This is a genomic window from Amycolatopsis deserti, from assembly GCF_014653945.1.
Taxonomy (GTDB): domain Bacteria; phylum Actinomycetota; class Actinomycetes; order Mycobacteriales; family Pseudonocardiaceae; genus Amycolatopsis_E; species Amycolatopsis_E deserti.
Genome location: NZ_BNAU01000002.1, coordinates 1,015,718 through 1,030,538 on the forward strand (window position 1 = coordinate 1,015,718; position 14,821 = coordinate 1,030,538).

Genomic DNA, 14,821 nt, shown 5'->3' on the forward strand with positions numbered 1-14,821 from the left:
CAGTTCCGCACTTTTGCCCTGGCCGGACACCGTGCTATACCCGACCGGGGCGCCACGACGAGGTGGCGCACGAGGCTGGGGGTGCTCCCGTGTTGCGTGCACTGGTGCTGGCCGCCGCGCTGACCGCGCCGCTGCTCACCGTTCCGGCGGCGGTCGCCGCGCCGCCGGGGCTGACCGTGGAATCCGTGTCCAACCCGCACCCCGACCTGGTCAGCGGCGGGCAGGTGCTGGTCCGGGTGCCAGCCGCGCGGGACGTGCGGGTGACGGCCAACGGGCGCGATGTCACCGGCGCGTTCAAGCAGACCGGGGACACGCTGCTGGGCCTGGTCGACGGCCTGCGCGACGGGGCCAACGAGATCGTCGCGAGCGCGCCGGGACGGGGCCGCGCGAGCCTGCGGGTCACCAACCACCCGATCACCGGGCCGGTGTTCTCCGGGCGGCAGCAGGAGCCGTTCTACTGCGAGACGCAGGCCTACGGGCTGCCGGCCGCGGCCCCGCCGTCGTGCACCGCGCCGACGCAGGTCAGCTACCAGTACCGGACGACCGGCGGCCAGTTCCGGCCGCTGGCCGACCCCGCGTCCCGGCCGGCGGATCTCGCGTCGGTCAACGGGATGCCCTACATCGTGCGGGTGGAACGCGGCACGATCGACCGCGCAGTCTACGAGATCGCCGCGCTGACCGACGGAACCGCGCCGTCACCGTTCACTGTGGAGCGTGGCTGGAACGAGCGGCTCGTCTACACCTTCGGCGGTGGCTGCAACTCCGGGTTCCACCAGGGCGCCTCGACCGGCGGCGTGCTCAACGACCTGTTCCTGTCGCAGGGTTACGCGGTGGCCTCCTCCAGTCTGAACGTGCTGGACAACAACTGCAGCCCGATCATCTCCGCGGAGGCGGCGATGATGGTCAAGGAGCACTTCACCGAGACGTACGGGCCGGTGCGGCACACGATCGGCTCGGGCGGGTCCGGCGGCGCGATCCAGCAGTACGACATCGCGGAGAACTACCCGGGGATCCTGGACGGCATCATCCCCGGCATCTCCTACCCCGACCCGCTGAGCACGGCCGGGCCGGTTACGGACTGCCGCCTGCTCAACCGGTACTTCGCCGGGGCGGGCAGCTCGTTCACGCCCGAGCAGCGCGTCGCGGTGGCCGGGTTCCACACCAACAGCACGTGCGTGTCGTGGGAGCAGACGTTCGCCAACCGCGCAACGGCGACCGGCAGCTGCAGCCCGCTGATCCCGGTGCCGGAGCGGTGGGATCCGGTGTCCAATCCGGACGGTGTGATCTGCAACTCCAACGAGCAGCTGGTGAACCAGCTCGGGCGCGATCCGCGGACCGGGTTCGTGCGGAGCACGCTGGACAACACCGGGGTGCAGTACGGTCTCGCGGCGCTGCGGTCGGGACAGATCTCGGCGGCGCAGTTCGTGGACCTGAACGCCTCGATCGGCGGGCTGGACTACACGGGCGCGCCGGTGGCGGCGCGGAGCGCGGCCGACCCGAAGGCGCTGTCGGCGGCCTACCGGTCGGGGCTGTTCAACTCGGCGTCGCTCGGTTTGCGCACGACGCCGATCATCGACCAGCGCACGGATCTGGACCTGGCCGGTTTCGGGGCCGACATCCACACGACGGAGTGGTCGTTCGTGATGCGCGAGCGGCTGCGGCGCAGCGGTGCGGCGGAGAACCAGGTGATCATCGCGAGCCGGCCGGCCGACGCGGCGGTCGCGGCTCGCTACGAGCTGGACGCGATGGACCGCTGGCTGACGGCGATCGGCAACGACCGGTCGGCGCGCGGCGCGCAGCAGAAGGTGGTGGCGAACCGGCCCGCGGATCTGGGCGACGGGTGTTACGTGTCGGCGACCGAGCGGCTGCTTGAGCCGCTGACCTACCCGTCCAGCGGGCGGTGCGGGGAGCTGTTCCCGGTGGCGGCGAACCCGCGTCTGGTGGCTGGTTCGGGCCTGGCGATGGACGCGTTGAAGTGCCGGTTGAAGCCGATCGACTTCCGGGACTACCCGGTCGGTTTCACGCGGGAGGAGCAGCGGCGGTTGCGTGCCGCGTTCCCGGACGGGGTGTGCGACTGGAGCAAGCCCGGGGTGGGAGCGCGGAAACCGGCCGGGGTCTGGCAGAGGTACTAGGTGGACGCCTCCGTCGATTTCGGACACTTGGTCCGGCGGCGGCCGTCCGCCGTGGTGCGCCCGCGCTCGACTGGGGAGGTCGCCGACGTCGTCCGGAACGCGGCGGCCAACGGTGTGCCGGTCGCCGCGCGGGGGCGTGGCCACTCGGCCTACGGGCAGGCGCTGACGGACGGTGTCGTGGTCGACACGTCCACACTGGCGGCGGTGCACGACGTCGGTGACGACCGGATCGTGGTGGACGCCGGCGCGGGGTGGGACGCGGTGCTCGCGGCGGCGTGGGAGCGCGGGCGCACGCCGCCGGTGCTGACCGACTACCTGGGGTTGTCGGTGGGTGGCACGTTGTCGGTGGGCGGGATCGGCGGGACCAGCTTCCGGCACGGGTTGCAGACCGACACGGTGCTCGCGCTGGAAGTCGTCACGGGTGACGGCGTGGTGCGGACGTGCGGGCCCGGGGACGAGTTGTTCGCGGCGGTGCTGGGCGGCCTGGGGCAGTGCGGGATCATCACGCGGGCCACACTGCGGCTGGTCCGCGCGCCGACGCACGTGCGTCGTTTCGAGCTGGACTACGACACGGTGGCCGCGGCGGCGCTCGATCAGGTCCGGTTCATCTCCGAGGGCCGGTTCGATTTCGTGCAGGGACAGGTTCGTCTTGGCGAGTCCGGGCGGCGGGTGTTCCTGGAGACGTACTCCGAAGGGGGCGGGGACCTGCCGTTCCTGGAGTTCCAGCACCGGTTGGACGCCGCGGAGGCGCTGCTGACCGAGAGTGGCGCGTGGTTCCACCCGCACCCGTGGTGGAACTGCTTGCTGCCCGCGTCGACCGCGGTGGATTTTCTGACCGCGTTGGTGGAGCGCTTGACGCCCGAGGACCTCGGGGAGGCCGGGTGCGTGCTGTTCTACCCGGTGTTCAGCGCGCAGGTGCGGGCCCCGCTGGTGCGCCTTCCGGCCGAGCGGATCGCCTTCCTGGTCGCGATCCTGCGCTTCCCACCGGACGACGCCGCCCTGGCGGCCCGGCATGTTGCGGCGAACCGGCACCTCTACGAGGAGGCCCGCGAACGGGGCGGAGTGGCGTACCCGATCGGCGCGATCCCCTTCACGGCACCGGATTGGCACCACCACTTCGGCGACCAGTGGCCGTCCCTGCGGGAGTGGAAATCACGCTACGACCCGGCGGGCGTGCTGACGCCGGGACCCGGGATCTTCTGAGGCGCCGCCAACCAGCTTGTGCCGGACGCCACTGTCCAGCCGCTCGCGCCAGGCCCAGGCGCGGCACCCCAGCCACTCGTGCCGGGCCCCTGCCAGTCACAAAGCGCGGCACTTCACCCCCAGCCGCCAGCCACCACAGCCGCCCCACAACGCTTGCCACCGCCACTCCGCCCAGCGCCACCGCCCACTCGTGCCGGGCCCCTGCGAGTGGCAAGCCACCCCCGGCATCCAAGCGCGCGTCAGCCGTTCGTGTCCGTCATCCCCAGCCGTTCCGCCAGGCGCGCGATCCCGCCCCGGATCATGCGGCCGTAGCCGTCGTCCTCCAGGGTGCCGATCTCCGCCCGCGCCGCGGCCAGGTGCTCGCGCGCCCGCGGCACATCACCCAGCCGCCGATACACGTCGCCCAGGTTCAGGTGCAGCGACGGGAAGAACCCCCGCACCTCCGCGGGATCAGCGGCCGCCGCCACCTCCAGCGCACGCAGGTCCCACAGCAACTCCTCCTCCGGCGAGTCCTGCCGGTCGGCGAGGAAGTGGGCCGCCGCGCAGCGGTCGACCGCCGAGCCCTCCTCCCACAACCGCAACAGGATCCGCCGCGCCTCCGCCGGTTCCACCGTCATCGCCCGGGCCAGCTCTTCTCTGGACATCCCCCCAGGATGCGCCTTCGACCGACTCGAAGGTCAAGCCGTCCAGCGCGGCAGTCTGCCCACGATCTCGGCGGGATCGGCGTCCGCGGCCGTGGCCAGGGCGAGCCGCTCGTGGGCGTTGCACGCAACGACGAGCAGCGCGGCGTGATCGCACTGGACCGCGACGTGCCGGGACGCGCCGCCGTCCAGGAGGTTGCCGGTGCGCTGCGCCAGGCTCTGCAGGATCGCGGCCATCGAGGCCAGGTACTCCGCGTCGGTGGGGTCGAGCCCGGCGGAGTGGTCCAGGACCAGACCATCGGCGGAGAGCAACACGACGTGCCGGACCTGCGGCACCTCACGGACGAGTTCGTCGAGAGAGTCGATCATGCGCTGATCGTGCTGGGCCCGTCACGATGAGCGGTCGCGCGGGCGCGCCATGGCGTGCTCTATCGCGGCAGTCGCGGCTCGCGGGTCGTCGGCGTAGAACTTGAGCACCCGCGCCTCGCCGGTGCGGCCCAGGGGGCGGGTGAACGCGACCGGGTGCCGCAGCTCGAGCACGACGTTCGTCTGCCAGGACAGCGCCACTGTGAAGGTCCCGTCCGCCAAGGCGAGCGCCGGTTTGCCCGAGTGGTCCTCGCGCCGGGCCCGCACCGCGGCGATGGCGCTCACCGGGACCCGCACGTCGAGGAAGGCGCCGTAGCGGACGTGGACCTCGTCCGGTGAGACGGAGTGCGGGTGGACGGTCATCGAACTGAGCAGGCCGAGCAGCAGGAGCAGCGAATACAGCTCGACAGCCGCCAGGACGAGGTGCACCACGAGCCCGAAGCCGACCAGCGCGAACAGCAGACCCTCGGCCACGGTCAGCACCGCGAACACGACCAGCAACGGCCGCTGCGAACGCGAGTAGCCGAACCCCTCCGCGCCGGGCGCAAGCGCTTTCCGCCCGCGCAGCGCGAGCCCGATGGACGCGAGCATGCGCCGCTCGTTCCGCAGGTAGTGACGTACCCCCATGGCGACGACCCCCGATCACCGGCGCTGCTGCCAGACTATCGGCGATCGCGGGTCAGGGTTCCCGCGCGAAGCCGGCGCCTCTCCACGGGTTCCGCCTGTGACCACGGCCATCTGGACTGCGCACCCCCGCCTTCCTAATTTAGGATCGGCTTACCTAATACGAGAGGCTTCCCATGCGTTTCCCCCGGCCGCGTGCGCGCGGTTCCCTCCTGGCTCTCCTCCTGGGCGCCGTTCTCGTGCTCGCGGGTTGCGGCTCGTCCGCGGAGCAGGGTCCGGCCGAGCCGGCGACCCCGGCCAGCGGCCAGTTCCCGGTCACCATCCCGACCGCGTTCGGCGACGTGACGATCGACCGCCAACCACAGCGGGTCGTCGCGCTCGGGTGGGGTGACGCGGAGGTCGCGCTGACCCTCGGGGTGCAGCCGGTGGGCGCCGCGGACTGGCTGCCGGTCGGCGGCGACGGCGTGGCGCCGTGGATGCCGCCGGACAAGCACTACACGACCGCGCCCACGATGCTCGGCACGATGGAGGTCAGCGCCGAGCAGGTCGCCGCCCTCAACCCGGACCTGATCCTGGACACCCGCGCCAGCGGCGACAAGGCCCGCTACGACCAGCTGGCCGCACTCGGCGTCCCCGTCCTGGGCATCCCGGCCGGCGGCGAGGCCTACGCGACCAGCTGGCAGCAGCAGCTCGACATGATCGGCAAGGCGCTCGGCCGGACCGCCGAGGCCGAGAAGGTGAAGAACGACCTGGACGCCAAGTTCAGCCAAGCCGCCACCGCCCACCCCGAGTTCCAGGGCAAGACCGTCGCCGTCGGCGCGAAGATGGCCACCTCCTACGGCGCCTACGTCAACGGCGGCGCCCGCGTCGAGTTCCTCGAGCGGCTCGGCTTCATGCAGTCGCCGCGGGTGCAGGCGCAGGCCGGGAAGGACTTCTACATCACCGTCTCCCCGGAGCGGATGGACCTGTTCGACGCCGATCTGACCGTCATCTCGCCGATCGGCATCGACGCGAGCCAGATCACCAGCGACCCGCTGTTCCAGGCCGTGCCGTCGGTCCAGGCCGGGCACGTGGTCGTGCTGTCGGACAACACGATCTCGCTCGCCTTCGCCAGCGCCACCCCGCTGGGCCTGAGCTACGCGATCGACGAGGTGGTGCCGATGATCACCGAGGCGATGGCACGCTGAGCGAGGTGCTGCGCGAACCCGCGACCGAACTCCCCCAGCGCCGCCGGGCCCCGCTCGGCCTGGGCCTGATCCTGGGCGTGGTGGCGCTGGGGCTGGCCGTGGTCGCCAGCGTCGCGGTGGGGGCCAAGGGGCTGCCACCGTCGGTCGTCGCCGACGCCCTGCTGCACCACGATCCGGCGAACCCGGACCACCTGATCGTGTGGGAGGTGCGGATCCCGCGCACCCTGATCGGGGTGCTGGCGGGCGCCGCGCTCGGCCTGGCCGGGGCGATCATCCAGGGCGTCACCCGCAACCCGCTCGCCGATCCCGGCATCCTCGGCGTCAACGCGGGCGCGTCGCTGTGCGTGGTCGCCGCGATCAGCCTCGCCGGGATCCAGTCCATGACCGGCTACGTCTGGTTCGCGTTCCTCGGCGCGGCGCTCGCGGCGGTCCTCGTCTACGGCATCGGCTCGCTCGGCCGCGACCGCGCCACCCCGCTCAAGATCGCGCTCACCGGCGCCGCGTGCGAGGCCGCGTTCCGGTCGCTGACCACCGGCATCCTGGTCACCGACAACGCCACCTACGAGCAGTTCCGCTTCTGGCAGGTCGGCTCGCTGGCCGGCCGCGGCGCCGCGGTGGTCACGCAGGCGCTGCCGTTCCTGGTCGTGGGCTTCGTGCTGGCCCTGGCCGCCGCCCGCGCCCTCAACGGCCTGGCGATGGGCGACGACGTGGCCCGCGGGCTGGGCGTGAACGTCAACGCCGGCCGGGCGTTGTGCGCGCTGGCCGTGGTGATCCTGTGCGGCACGGCGACCGCGATGGCCGGCCCGATCGCCTTCGTCGGCCTGATGGTGCCGCACGCCGCGCGGCTGATCACCGGTCCGGACCACCGGTGGTTGCTGCCCTACTCGATGGTGCTGGCGCCGCTGGTCCTGCTAACCGCGGACGTCCTCGGGCGGGTGCTCGCGCAGCCCGGCGAGCTGCAGGTCGGCATCGTCACGGCCGCGATCGGCGCGCCCGTGTTCATCGCGCTGGTGCGCCGGAAGCGGGTGCGCGGATGAGCACGGTCCTGGCGGTCCACCGCCGCACAGCGCGCCGGACCGCGATCGTCACCGCCGTGCTGGCGGTCGCGGTGCTCGCGGTCTTCCTGCTCGCACTGTCCATCGGGGACTTCCCGATCGGGTTGCCGGACGTGGTGCGCACGCTGTTCGGCGGCGGCACGGTGCGGGACAACTACATCGTGCTGCGGCTGCGGCTGCCCCGCGCGCTCGCCGGGCTGCTCGTCGGGTTCGCGTTCGGCCTGTCCGGCGCCCTGTTCCAGCGGTTGTTGCGCAATCCGCTCGCCAGCCCGGACGTCATCGGCGTGACCGCGGGCTCGTCGCTGGCCGCGGTGCTGTGCCTGATCACCTTCGGCCTGTCCGGGCTGGTCGTGCCCGCCGCCGCGCTCACCGGCGGTCTGGCCACGTCGGTGTTGATCTACGTGCTGGCCTGGCGGCGCGGCGTCACCGGGCACCGGCTCGTGCTGGTCGGCATCGGGGTCGCCGCGCTGGCCGCGAGCGCCATGTCCTACCTGCTGACCCGCGCCGACGTGCGGATCGCCGCGCAGGCCCTGGTGTGGATCACCGGCAGCTTCGGCCGCGTCGCGTGGGGCGAGGTCCGGATGGCCGCGGTGTTCCTGGTCGTGCTCGCGCCGGCCGCGTTGCTGCTCGGCCGCGCGCTGACGGTGCTGCAGCTCGGCGACGACGCCGCCAAGGGACTGGGCCTGCGCGTGGAACGGGTGCGACTCGGGCTGCTCGCGCTGGCCGCCGCGTTGTGCGGGGTGGCGACGTCGGTCGGCGGCCCGATCGCGTTCGTGGCGTTCCTGTCCGGCCCGATCGCGACGCGGGTGCTGCGCACCGGGCGGCCGGGCCTGGTCCCGTCCGCCCTGGTCGGCGCGCTGATCACGCTCCTCGCGGACTTCGCCGCGCAGCACCTGTTCAGCGGCGCCCACCAGCTCCCGGTGGGAGTCGTCACCGGGGCGGTCGGTGCGCCCTACCTGCTGTACCTGCTGGCGACGTCGAACCGCGGCGCAGGTTCGTGATCACCGGCCGCTGCTCTCAGGGGCCGGCGGCCGGCGCGGCGAACCAGCGCCAATCGCTGAGCCGGGATCGGCCCGGCAGCTCCCCGCGGCCGGTGGCCCACAGCAGAGTCGGCCACGGCGCCTCCGGGGTGACGTGCGGGAAGAGCCGCCGCAGCACCAGCTCGCACAGCTCCCCAGGCGGCTCCCAGGTCAGGCCCAGCCCGGCGGCCAGGTCGTGGGTGTGCACCAGCGTTTCCACGATGCCCATCGCCGCGAAGCCGTCCGGGTCGGCGTCGCCCCAGACGTGCCAGGCACGCACGTGGGCCGGAGTCGTGCGCACCATCGCGGTCAACAGCGCCGCGCTGGCCTCCACCACCCGCAGCAACCCGGCGGGACCGGCGGAGCGATCGGCGTGCACCGCGTTCGACGGGCCGCCCGGCCGCAGCCGCTGCCACAGGTAGGGCACCTCGCCGTGCCGCGGCGGGGTTCGCGGTCCCAGCCGGACCGCGTAGCCGAAGAAGTCGTCGGCGAGGTGCTCGGCGGTTTCCCAGCAACTCCAGTCCAGATCGCCCGCGCGCGCGTCCCAGTCCAGATCGAGTGCCCCGCGCAACGTACCGAGCGCGAGCTGCACCGCGTGGTCCAAGTGATCGGCGGTCATCCCGACATCATCCCCCGAGGGCAGTAGGTAGCGGCGCCATCTAGATGGCTCTGCTACCTTGTCGTTGTGGATCAGGAGCGGCGGGCCCAATGGCTGCGCGGTGTGCTGGACCCGTGCGTGCTGGCACTGGTCGCGCGGCGCGAGTCCTACGGGTACGAGCTGGCGCAGGCGCTGGACGCGGCCGGGCTGGGCCCGATCCAGGGCGGCACGCTGTACCCGGTGCTGCTGCGGCTGCAGCGGACCGGGCTGCTCACCGCGAGCTGGCGCGAGGGGTCGTCCGGTCCCGCGCGCAAGTACTACCGGATCACGGCGGCTGGCGCCGAGAAGCTGCGCCTGACCAGGGCCGACTGGCGCGAGTTCACCGCCGGCGTGGCCGCGGTGCTGGGGGAAGGAGCGACGGGATGAACATCGACGGTTGGCTGGCGTCGCTGGCCGGGGAGCTGCACCGGCACGGTGTCAGCCCGGACGTGGGCCGCAACGTGGTCGCCGAGGCGGCGACCCACCTGCGCGACAGCGGCGAGGACCCGCTGCGCGTGTTCGGCCCGCCCGCGGCCTACGCGGCGGCGGTCGTGGACAGCGTCGGCCGTGCGCCGCGCCGGGGCGGCCGGGTGCTGCTCGAAGCCGTCGGAATCACGAAGAAGTACGGCAAGCGGGTCGTGCTGTCCGATGTGGACCTCACGGTCCGGGCCGGGCAGATCGCCGCCATCGTGGGCGCCAACGGGTGCGGGAAGAGCACGTTCCTGCGGATCTGCGCGGGACTGGCCGGCGCGGACGGCGGTGAGGTGCGGGTGCACGGCTCGCTGGGCTACTGCCCGCAGGCCGGCGGCACGGCGGATTTCCTGACCCCGGACGAGCACTTCGTCCTGATCGGCGCGGGCCGCGGCCTGACGCGGGAGGAGTCGCGCTCGGCCGGACGGTCGCGGGCGGCGGTGCTGGACTGGCCGGCCGAGGCGCGGCAGGCGCGGCACCTGTCCGGCGGGACGCGGCAGAAGCTGAACCTGGTGCTGGCCGGTCTGGGTGATCCGGACGTCCTGCTGCTGGACGAGCCGTACCAGGGGTTCGACCGCGGGACGTACCTGGACTTCTGGGAACAGGCGTGGCGCTGGCGCGACGCCGGGAAGGCCGTCGTCGTGGTCACCCACCTGCTCAACCAGGCCGACCGGGTCGACCTGGTGCTCGACCTGACCGGGAGGAACCGATGACCAGGTTCGCCACCGTCGCCGAGATGGCGCTGCGCGAGATGCTGCGGCGCCGGTCGGTGCTCGTCATCCTGGCGCTGCTGCCGCTGGCGTTCTACCTCAGCCGCCGCGGTGACCACCTGGGCCAGTCGGTGCGGTTCGTGTGCCTGGGCCTGGGGTGGGCGCTGAGCACGGCCGCGTTGTTCGCCGGGAGCGCGGCGCGGGAGATCGAGCCGCGGTTGCGGCTGAGCGGGTACCGCAGCCACCACCTGTACGTCGGACGGCTGGCGGCGCTGTGGGCGGTCGGGGTCGCGCTGGCGGCGCCCTACTTCCTGCTGATCCTGATCGACCAGGACGGGGTGCGGCACGGTCCGGTGGCGCTGATCATGGCGATCATGGTGGCGGTCTCGGCGCCGTTCGGGCTGGCCCTGAGCGCGATCCTGCCCCGGGAACTCGAGGGGACGCTGGTGCTGCTGGTGGTGGTCGGGCTGCAGATGATGACCGACCCGGGCAGCGCGGTGGCCCGGGTGCTGCCGTTCTGGTTCAGCCGGGAAATCGGGACGTACGCCATTGACGACGTGGACAGCGGCTACCTGGTGCGCGGGGTGCTGCACGGGGTGGCCTGCGCGGCGGTGCTACTGGCGACGGTCGCGGTGGCGTCTTCGGTGCGGTTGCGGCAGCGGACGCACCTGAAGTTCGTCGAACCCCGCTGACGCGCCCTCGCTCCCTTCGAAAGTTGTGGTCCGAACGGAGTCACTTCTTCCTGTTTGCGACCTTCCAGTGGCCAGTTCGCGACAGACATCTTCCTACCGTGCGCAGAAGTGGTTAGTTTCCCAGAGCATCAGTAGCCCGCTGCTGGGAGGGCAGAGATCAATGCCGATCCGATCCCGATTCACGCTGCCGGCCGGTCTCCGGGCGGGCGTGAAGTGACCGCCACGCTCGACCAACCCCTCAGAGCCGCCCACCTCACCGCCGAAGAGCTGGCGGTCCTCGCGCTGCTCGCCGACGGCCTGCCCGTCGACGCGGTCGCGCGGCGGCTCAACCTGTCCAAACGCACGGTGCAGCGCCGGATCCGGCGCATCTGCGACCGGCTGGACGTGCACGCCCCGATCCAGGCCGTGGTCTGGGCCGCGCGGCACAAGCTCATCTGAAACCGAGCGGGGAAACCCGCGCAGTCCGAGCGAGGGATGGTATGCGCCACCGACGTGTCCTCGAACCGAACCGATCAAGACGCCGGTTCCGCCGGGTACTGGCCCAATTGTGCGGGCTGGTCCTGCTCACCGCCGTGCCCGTGCTGCCCGCACTCGCGGCACCGGCACCCGTGCCACAGCAACAACAACAAGCCCCCGAACCCATCCGGGTCCTGGTCTTCCACGGCCCCTCCGACCGCCAGGCCGACCCCGTGAACACCGCCGCCGCGGCCATCCAGGAACTCGGCCGCACCGGCGGGTTCCAGGCCGACGTGGCCGCCGACCCGGCCGCCTTCACCCCGGCCAACCTCGCGCGCTACCGCGGCGTCGTGTTCCTCTCCGCCAACTCGGTGACGCTCAGCGCCGCGCAGGAGGACGCGCTCAAGGCGTTCGTCGCCGCGGGCAACGGGTTCGTCGGCGTCCACGACGCCGCCCGCGCACAGTCCACTTCGGACTGGTTCACCGGCCTGATCGGCACCCGGCCGGCCACCAGCCCGGACACCGTGCAGCAGGCCGTCGTCGACGTGACCGACCGGCAGCACCCGGCCAACGCCGGCCTGCCGCTGAACTGGACCCGCTCCGACCAGTGGCTGAACTGGAGCCCGAACCCGGTCGGCCAGGTGCACACGATCGCGCAGGTCGAGGAGTGGAAGTACCAGCCGGGACAGGGCGCCAACGGCGCGTTCCACCCGGTGTCCTGGTGCCGCGACTACTCCGGCGGCCGCTCCTTCTACACCGGCATGGGCCGCACCGTCGAGAGCTACACCACCGACCAGCTCTTCCGCGGCCACCTGCTCGGCGCGATCCGGTGGACCACCGGCATGGTGCGCGGCGACTGCAAGGCCACGATCGCCTCGAACTACACCGTCGAGCGGCTCACCAAACCGAACACCGCCGGCCAGCTCGACCAGATCGGCGAGCCGCACGGCCTGACGATCACCCCCGACGGCAAGGTGTTCTACATCGGCAAGGCGGCCTGCCCGTCGGGCCCGATCGTGGACTGGAACGACCCCAACGTGGGGCTGGGCTGCGGCACCATTCACCAGTGGGATCCGAAGACCAAGCAGGTCAAGCTGCTCACCACGCTGCCGGTGATGGGCAACCGCGGCAGCGGTGACGAACTGGTCAAGAACGAAGAGGGCCTGGTCGGCATGACGCTCGACCCGAACTTCGCGCGCAACGGCTGGTTCTACGTCTACTGGATGCCGCACTCCTCCATCGACCGGGAGAAGCGGATCGGCCAGCGCACGGTGTCCCGCTTCACCTACGACGCCGCGCGCCAGACCATCGACCAGGCCACGCGCAAGGACCTGCTGCAGTGGCCGGCGCAGATCCACAGCTGCTGCCACGCCGGTGGCGGCATGGCGTTCGACGACGCCGGCAACCTCTACATCGGCGTCGGCGACAACAACTCCTCCGGCGGCTCCGACGGCTACTCCGGCAACAACTGGACGGCCGACTACCAGGGCGTCTCGTTCCAGGACGCGCGCCGCACGTCGGGCAACACCAACGACCTCAACGGCAAGATCCTGCGCATCCACCCGGAGCCGGACGGCACCTACACGATCCCGCCGGGCAACCTGTTCACCGGCGCCGAGGAGGGCGGCGGCAAGACCCGGCCGGAGATCTACGTGATGGGCGTGCGCAACATCGCCCGGCTGGCCATCGACAGGCAGCACGACTGGCTCACCGCGGGCTGGGTCGGCCCGGACGCCGGCGCGCCGAACCCGGAGCTGGGCCCGGCCAAGTACGAGACGGCCACCGTCATCACCTCGGCGGGCAACCAGGGCTGGCCGTACTGCATGGGCAACCGGCAGCCCTACCGCGACCGCAGCAACACCGACGCCAGCGTGCTCACCGGCTGGTACGACTGCGACAACCTGAAGAACACCTCGCCGCGCAACACCGGCCTGGTGGACATCCCGCCCGCGCGGGACAACGCGATCTGGTACTCGCCGCAGGGCGGCGGCCCGGTCTACCCGGCGCGCGCGGACGGCAGCGGTATCCCGTCCTACGTGCAGTCCGAGGCGACCTACACCGAGCCCTACCTCAAGGGCGGCGGCCAGGCCGTGATGTCCGGTCCCACCTACCACCGCGCCGAGGTGAACACCGCCAGCGGTGTCGCGTGGCCGGCGTACTGGGAGGACAAGTGGTTCATCGGTGACGAGTCCAACGGCAACAACCGGATCGCGGTGACCCTGGACCCGGCCCGCGTGCCTGCCCAGGGCGCGCCCGCGTTCGCCGAGGACCTGCGGCAGATCATCAAGGGCGGCGGTGGGGACACCGGCCTGCAGAGCTGGATGGACGCCAAGTTCGGCCCGGACGGCGCGCTGTACCTGCTGGACTACGCCGGCGGCTTCTTCAGCCTCGACCCCAACCAGAAGCTGCTGCGCATCACCTACCACGGCGGGGCGGCGACCCCGGCTCCGACGGCCGCCACGGTCGGGACCACCACGCAGGCCGGTCCGATGACCATGGCGTTCAACGGCGCCAAGGCCGGTGGTGTCGCGTGGCGCTGGGACTTCGGTGACGGCACCACCTCCACCGAGGCCAACCCGAAGCACACCTACCTGCGCGGCGGCACCTACTACGCGACCCTCGAGGTCACCTACGCCGACGGGGAGAAGGCCACCGCGAACCTGCCGGTGACCGTCAGCTGCCCGGCGCCCGACGCCCGGCAGAAGGTGTGGCTGCTGGACAGCGAAACCGCGGTGCCCAACCGCAACATCGGCCTCGGCTGCACGATCAACGACCTGGTGGACGACGAGCGGCCGTGGGCGAGCCACGACGCCTTCACCACCTACGTCACCGATCTGGCGGCGAAGCTGCGTGGCTTCGGGCTGCTGTCCGACAAGGAGGCCAACCAGCTGACCCGGGCGGCCTCGGCGTCCCCGGTCGGCCGGTCCACCGCCTACGAATGGCTCTTCGACGGCACCTCGACGGCCGGCTGGAGCCAGGCCCCGGACGGCCGGTTCGACCTGCAACCGGACGGCACGCTGCACAGCGCGGGCGGCATGGGCATGCTGTGGTACTCCGGCAAGGCGTTCGGCGACTTCTCGGTGCGGCTGCAGTTCCGGGACGTGGCACCGGCCGGTGACCGGGCCAACAGCGGGGTGTTCACGCGGTTCCCCGATCCACGCATCCCGCTGGAGCAACGCCCGCCGGGCAGCTGCGGCACGGTCGGCTCGGCACGGACCTCGCAGGCGTGGGTCGCGATCTACTGTGGACAGGAGATCCAGATCAACGACAACACCGCGGGCGACGTGCAGAAGACCGGTTCGGTCTACAACTTCTCGCAGGTGGGCCTGGACCGGGCGATGCCGACGCCGAAGGGCGTGTGGAACGACTACGAGGTGCGGGTGACCGGCCAGCACTACACGATCATCCGCAACGGCGTGGTGATCAACGAGTTCGACAACACGCCCGGCAAGCAGTCCTCGCGCGCCGGTGACCCGCCGACCGATCTGCGGCAGTTCTTCACCGGCTTCATCGGGCTGCAGAACCACAGCGACCGCGACGTGATCGAGTTCCGCAACATCCGGGTGCGGCAGCTGTAAGCAACTCCCGTTTCCCCGGTGGCGCCGCCGCGTGCGGCGCCACCGGGCTC

14 protein-coding genes are annotated in these 14,821 nt (G+C 72.0%); 10 read left to right on the forward strand and 4 right to left on the reverse strand.

Going from position 1 to position 14,821, the window contains the following annotated elements:
* Window positions 1–89: 89 nt before the first annotated feature.
* A complete protein-coding gene (locus IE290_RS13175) occupies window positions 90–2,132 on the forward strand; it encodes a DUF6351 family protein (RefSeq protein WP_191244819.1) in 2,043 nt (680 codons plus the stop codon).
* On the forward strand, window positions 2,133–3,335 hold the full coding sequence (locus IE290_RS13180; protein ID WP_191244820.1) for an FAD-binding protein: 1,203 nt from the start codon (window positions 2,133–2,135) through the stop codon (window positions 3,333–3,335).
* Window positions 3,336–3,574: 239 nt separating this feature from the next.
* Here IE290_RS13180 and IE290_RS13185 read toward each other — a convergent pair whose 3' ends face one another.
* From IE290_RS13185 to IE290_RS13195, 3 genes are read right to left on the reverse strand one after another with little or no spacing between them, the layout of a single operon-like run.
* Window positions 3,575–3,979: a hypothetical protein gene (locus tag IE290_RS13185; RefSeq protein WP_191244821.1), complete on the reverse strand. Its 405-nt coding sequence runs from the start codon at window positions 3,977–3,979 to the stop codon at window positions 3,575–3,577.
* Between the two features lie 33 nt (window positions 3,980–4,012).
* On the reverse strand, window positions 4,013–4,345 hold the full coding sequence (locus IE290_RS13190; RefSeq protein WP_191244822.1) for a roadblock/LC7 domain-containing protein: 333 nt from the start codon (window positions 4,343–4,345) through the stop codon (window positions 4,013–4,015).
* A 21-nt stretch (window positions 4,346–4,366) separates the two neighbouring features.
* Entirely contained in the window at window positions 4,367–4,969 is a 603-nt protein-coding gene (locus IE290_RS13195) for a hypothetical protein (protein WP_191244823.1), read from the reverse strand.
* Window positions 4,970–5,142: 173 nt separating this feature from the next.
* Between IE290_RS13195 and IE290_RS13200 the strand changes: the two genes are divergently transcribed.
* Genes IE290_RS13200 through IE290_RS13210 form a run of 3 tightly spaced genes read left to right on the forward strand, consistent with a single transcriptional unit; the run spans window position 5,143 to window position 8,209 of the window.
* Entirely contained in the window at window positions 5,143–6,153 is a 1,011-nt protein-coding gene (locus IE290_RS13200; RefSeq protein ID WP_191244824.1) for an iron-siderophore ABC transporter substrate-binding protein, read from the forward strand.
* A 5-nt stretch (window positions 6,154–6,158) separates the two neighbouring features.
* Window positions 6,159–7,190, forward strand: coding sequence for a FecCD family ABC transporter permease (locus tag IE290_RS13205; RefSeq protein WP_191244825.1), 1,032 nt, complete (start codon window positions 6,159–6,161; stop codon window positions 7,188–7,190).
* Complete coding sequence (locus IE290_RS13210; RefSeq protein ID WP_191244826.1) at window positions 7,187–8,209, forward strand: FecCD family ABC transporter permease; 1,023 nt, start codon at window positions 7,187–7,189, stop codon at window positions 8,207–8,209. Before IE290_RS13205 ends, IE290_RS13210 begins: the two co-directional genes overlap by 4 nt.
* A 16-nt stretch (window positions 8,210–8,225) precedes the next feature.
* On the opposite strand, the gene IE290_RS13215 is transcribed toward IE290_RS13210, so the two are convergent.
* Window positions 8,226–8,846: a hypothetical protein gene (locus IE290_RS13215; protein WP_191244827.1), complete on the reverse strand. Its 621-nt coding sequence runs from the start codon at window positions 8,844–8,846 to the stop codon at window positions 8,226–8,228.
* A 66-nt stretch (window positions 8,847–8,912) separates the two neighbouring features.
* On the opposite strand from IE290_RS13215, the gene IE290_RS13220 reads away from it, so the two are divergent.
* The 5 genes from IE290_RS13220 (at window position 8,913) to IE290_RS13240 (ending at window position 14,771) form a co-directional block, all read left to right on the forward strand.
* On the forward strand, window positions 8,913–9,251 hold the full coding sequence (locus IE290_RS13220; protein WP_191244828.1) for a PadR family transcriptional regulator: 339 nt from the start codon (window positions 8,913–8,915) through the stop codon (window positions 9,249–9,251).
* Window positions 9,248–10,048, forward strand: a complete 801-nt coding sequence (locus IE290_RS13225; RefSeq protein WP_191244829.1) for an ATP-binding cassette domain-containing protein — start codon at window positions 9,248–9,250, stop codon at window positions 10,046–10,048. Before IE290_RS13220 ends, IE290_RS13225 begins: the two co-directional genes overlap by 4 nt.
* A complete protein-coding gene (locus tag IE290_RS13230) occupies window positions 10,045–10,737 on the forward strand; it encodes a hypothetical protein (RefSeq protein ID WP_191244830.1) in 693 nt (230 codons plus the stop codon). Before IE290_RS13225 ends, IE290_RS13230 begins: the two co-directional genes overlap by 4 nt.
* Before the next feature lie 213 nt (window positions 10,738–10,950).
* On the forward strand, window positions 10,951–11,175 hold the full coding sequence (locus IE290_RS13235) for a response regulator transcription factor (RefSeq protein ID WP_191244831.1): 225 nt from the start codon (window positions 10,951–10,953) through the stop codon (window positions 11,173–11,175).
* A 41-nt stretch (window positions 11,176–11,216) separates the two neighbouring features.
* Window positions 11,217–14,771, forward strand: coding sequence for a ThuA domain-containing protein (locus IE290_RS13240; protein ID WP_191244832.1), 3,555 nt, complete (start codon window positions 11,217–11,219; stop codon window positions 14,769–14,771).
* The last annotated feature ends 50 nt before the right edge of the window (window positions 14,772–14,821 follow it).

Coding starts and splice junctions, on each gene's coding strand:
- IE290_RS13185 (WP_191244821.1), bottom strand. CDS start 3,979: ATGTCCAGAGAAGAGCTGGCCCGGGCGATGACGGTGGAACCGGCGGAG.
- IE290_RS13190 (WP_191244822.1), bottom strand. CDS start 4,345: ATGATCGACTCTCTCGACGAACTCGTCCGTGAGGTGCCGCAGGTCCGG.
- IE290_RS13195 (WP_191244823.1), bottom strand. CDS start 4,969: ATGGGGGTACGTCACTACCTGCGGAACGAGCGGCGCATGCTCGCGTCC.
- IE290_RS13200 (WP_191244824.1), top strand. CDS start 5,143: ATGCGTTTCCCCCGGCCGCGTGCGCGCGGTTCCCTCCTGGCTCTCCTC.
- IE290_RS13210 (WP_191244826.1), top strand. CDS start 7,187: ATGAGCACGGTCCTGGCGGTCCACCGCCGCACAGCGCGCCGGACCGCG.
- IE290_RS13215 (WP_191244827.1), bottom strand. CDS start 8,846: ATGACCGCCGATCACTTGGACCACGCGGTGCAGCTCGCGCTCGGTACG.
- IE290_RS13225 (WP_191244829.1), top strand. CDS start 9,248: ATGAACATCGACGGTTGGCTGGCGTCGCTGGCCGGGGAGCTGCACCGG.
- IE290_RS13230 (WP_191244830.1), top strand. CDS start 10,045: ATGACCAGGTTCGCCACCGTCGCCGAGATGGCGCTGCGCGAGATGCTG.
- IE290_RS13240 (WP_191244832.1), top strand. CDS start 11,217: ATGCGCCACCGACGTGTCCTCGAACCGAACCGATCAAGACGCCGGTTC.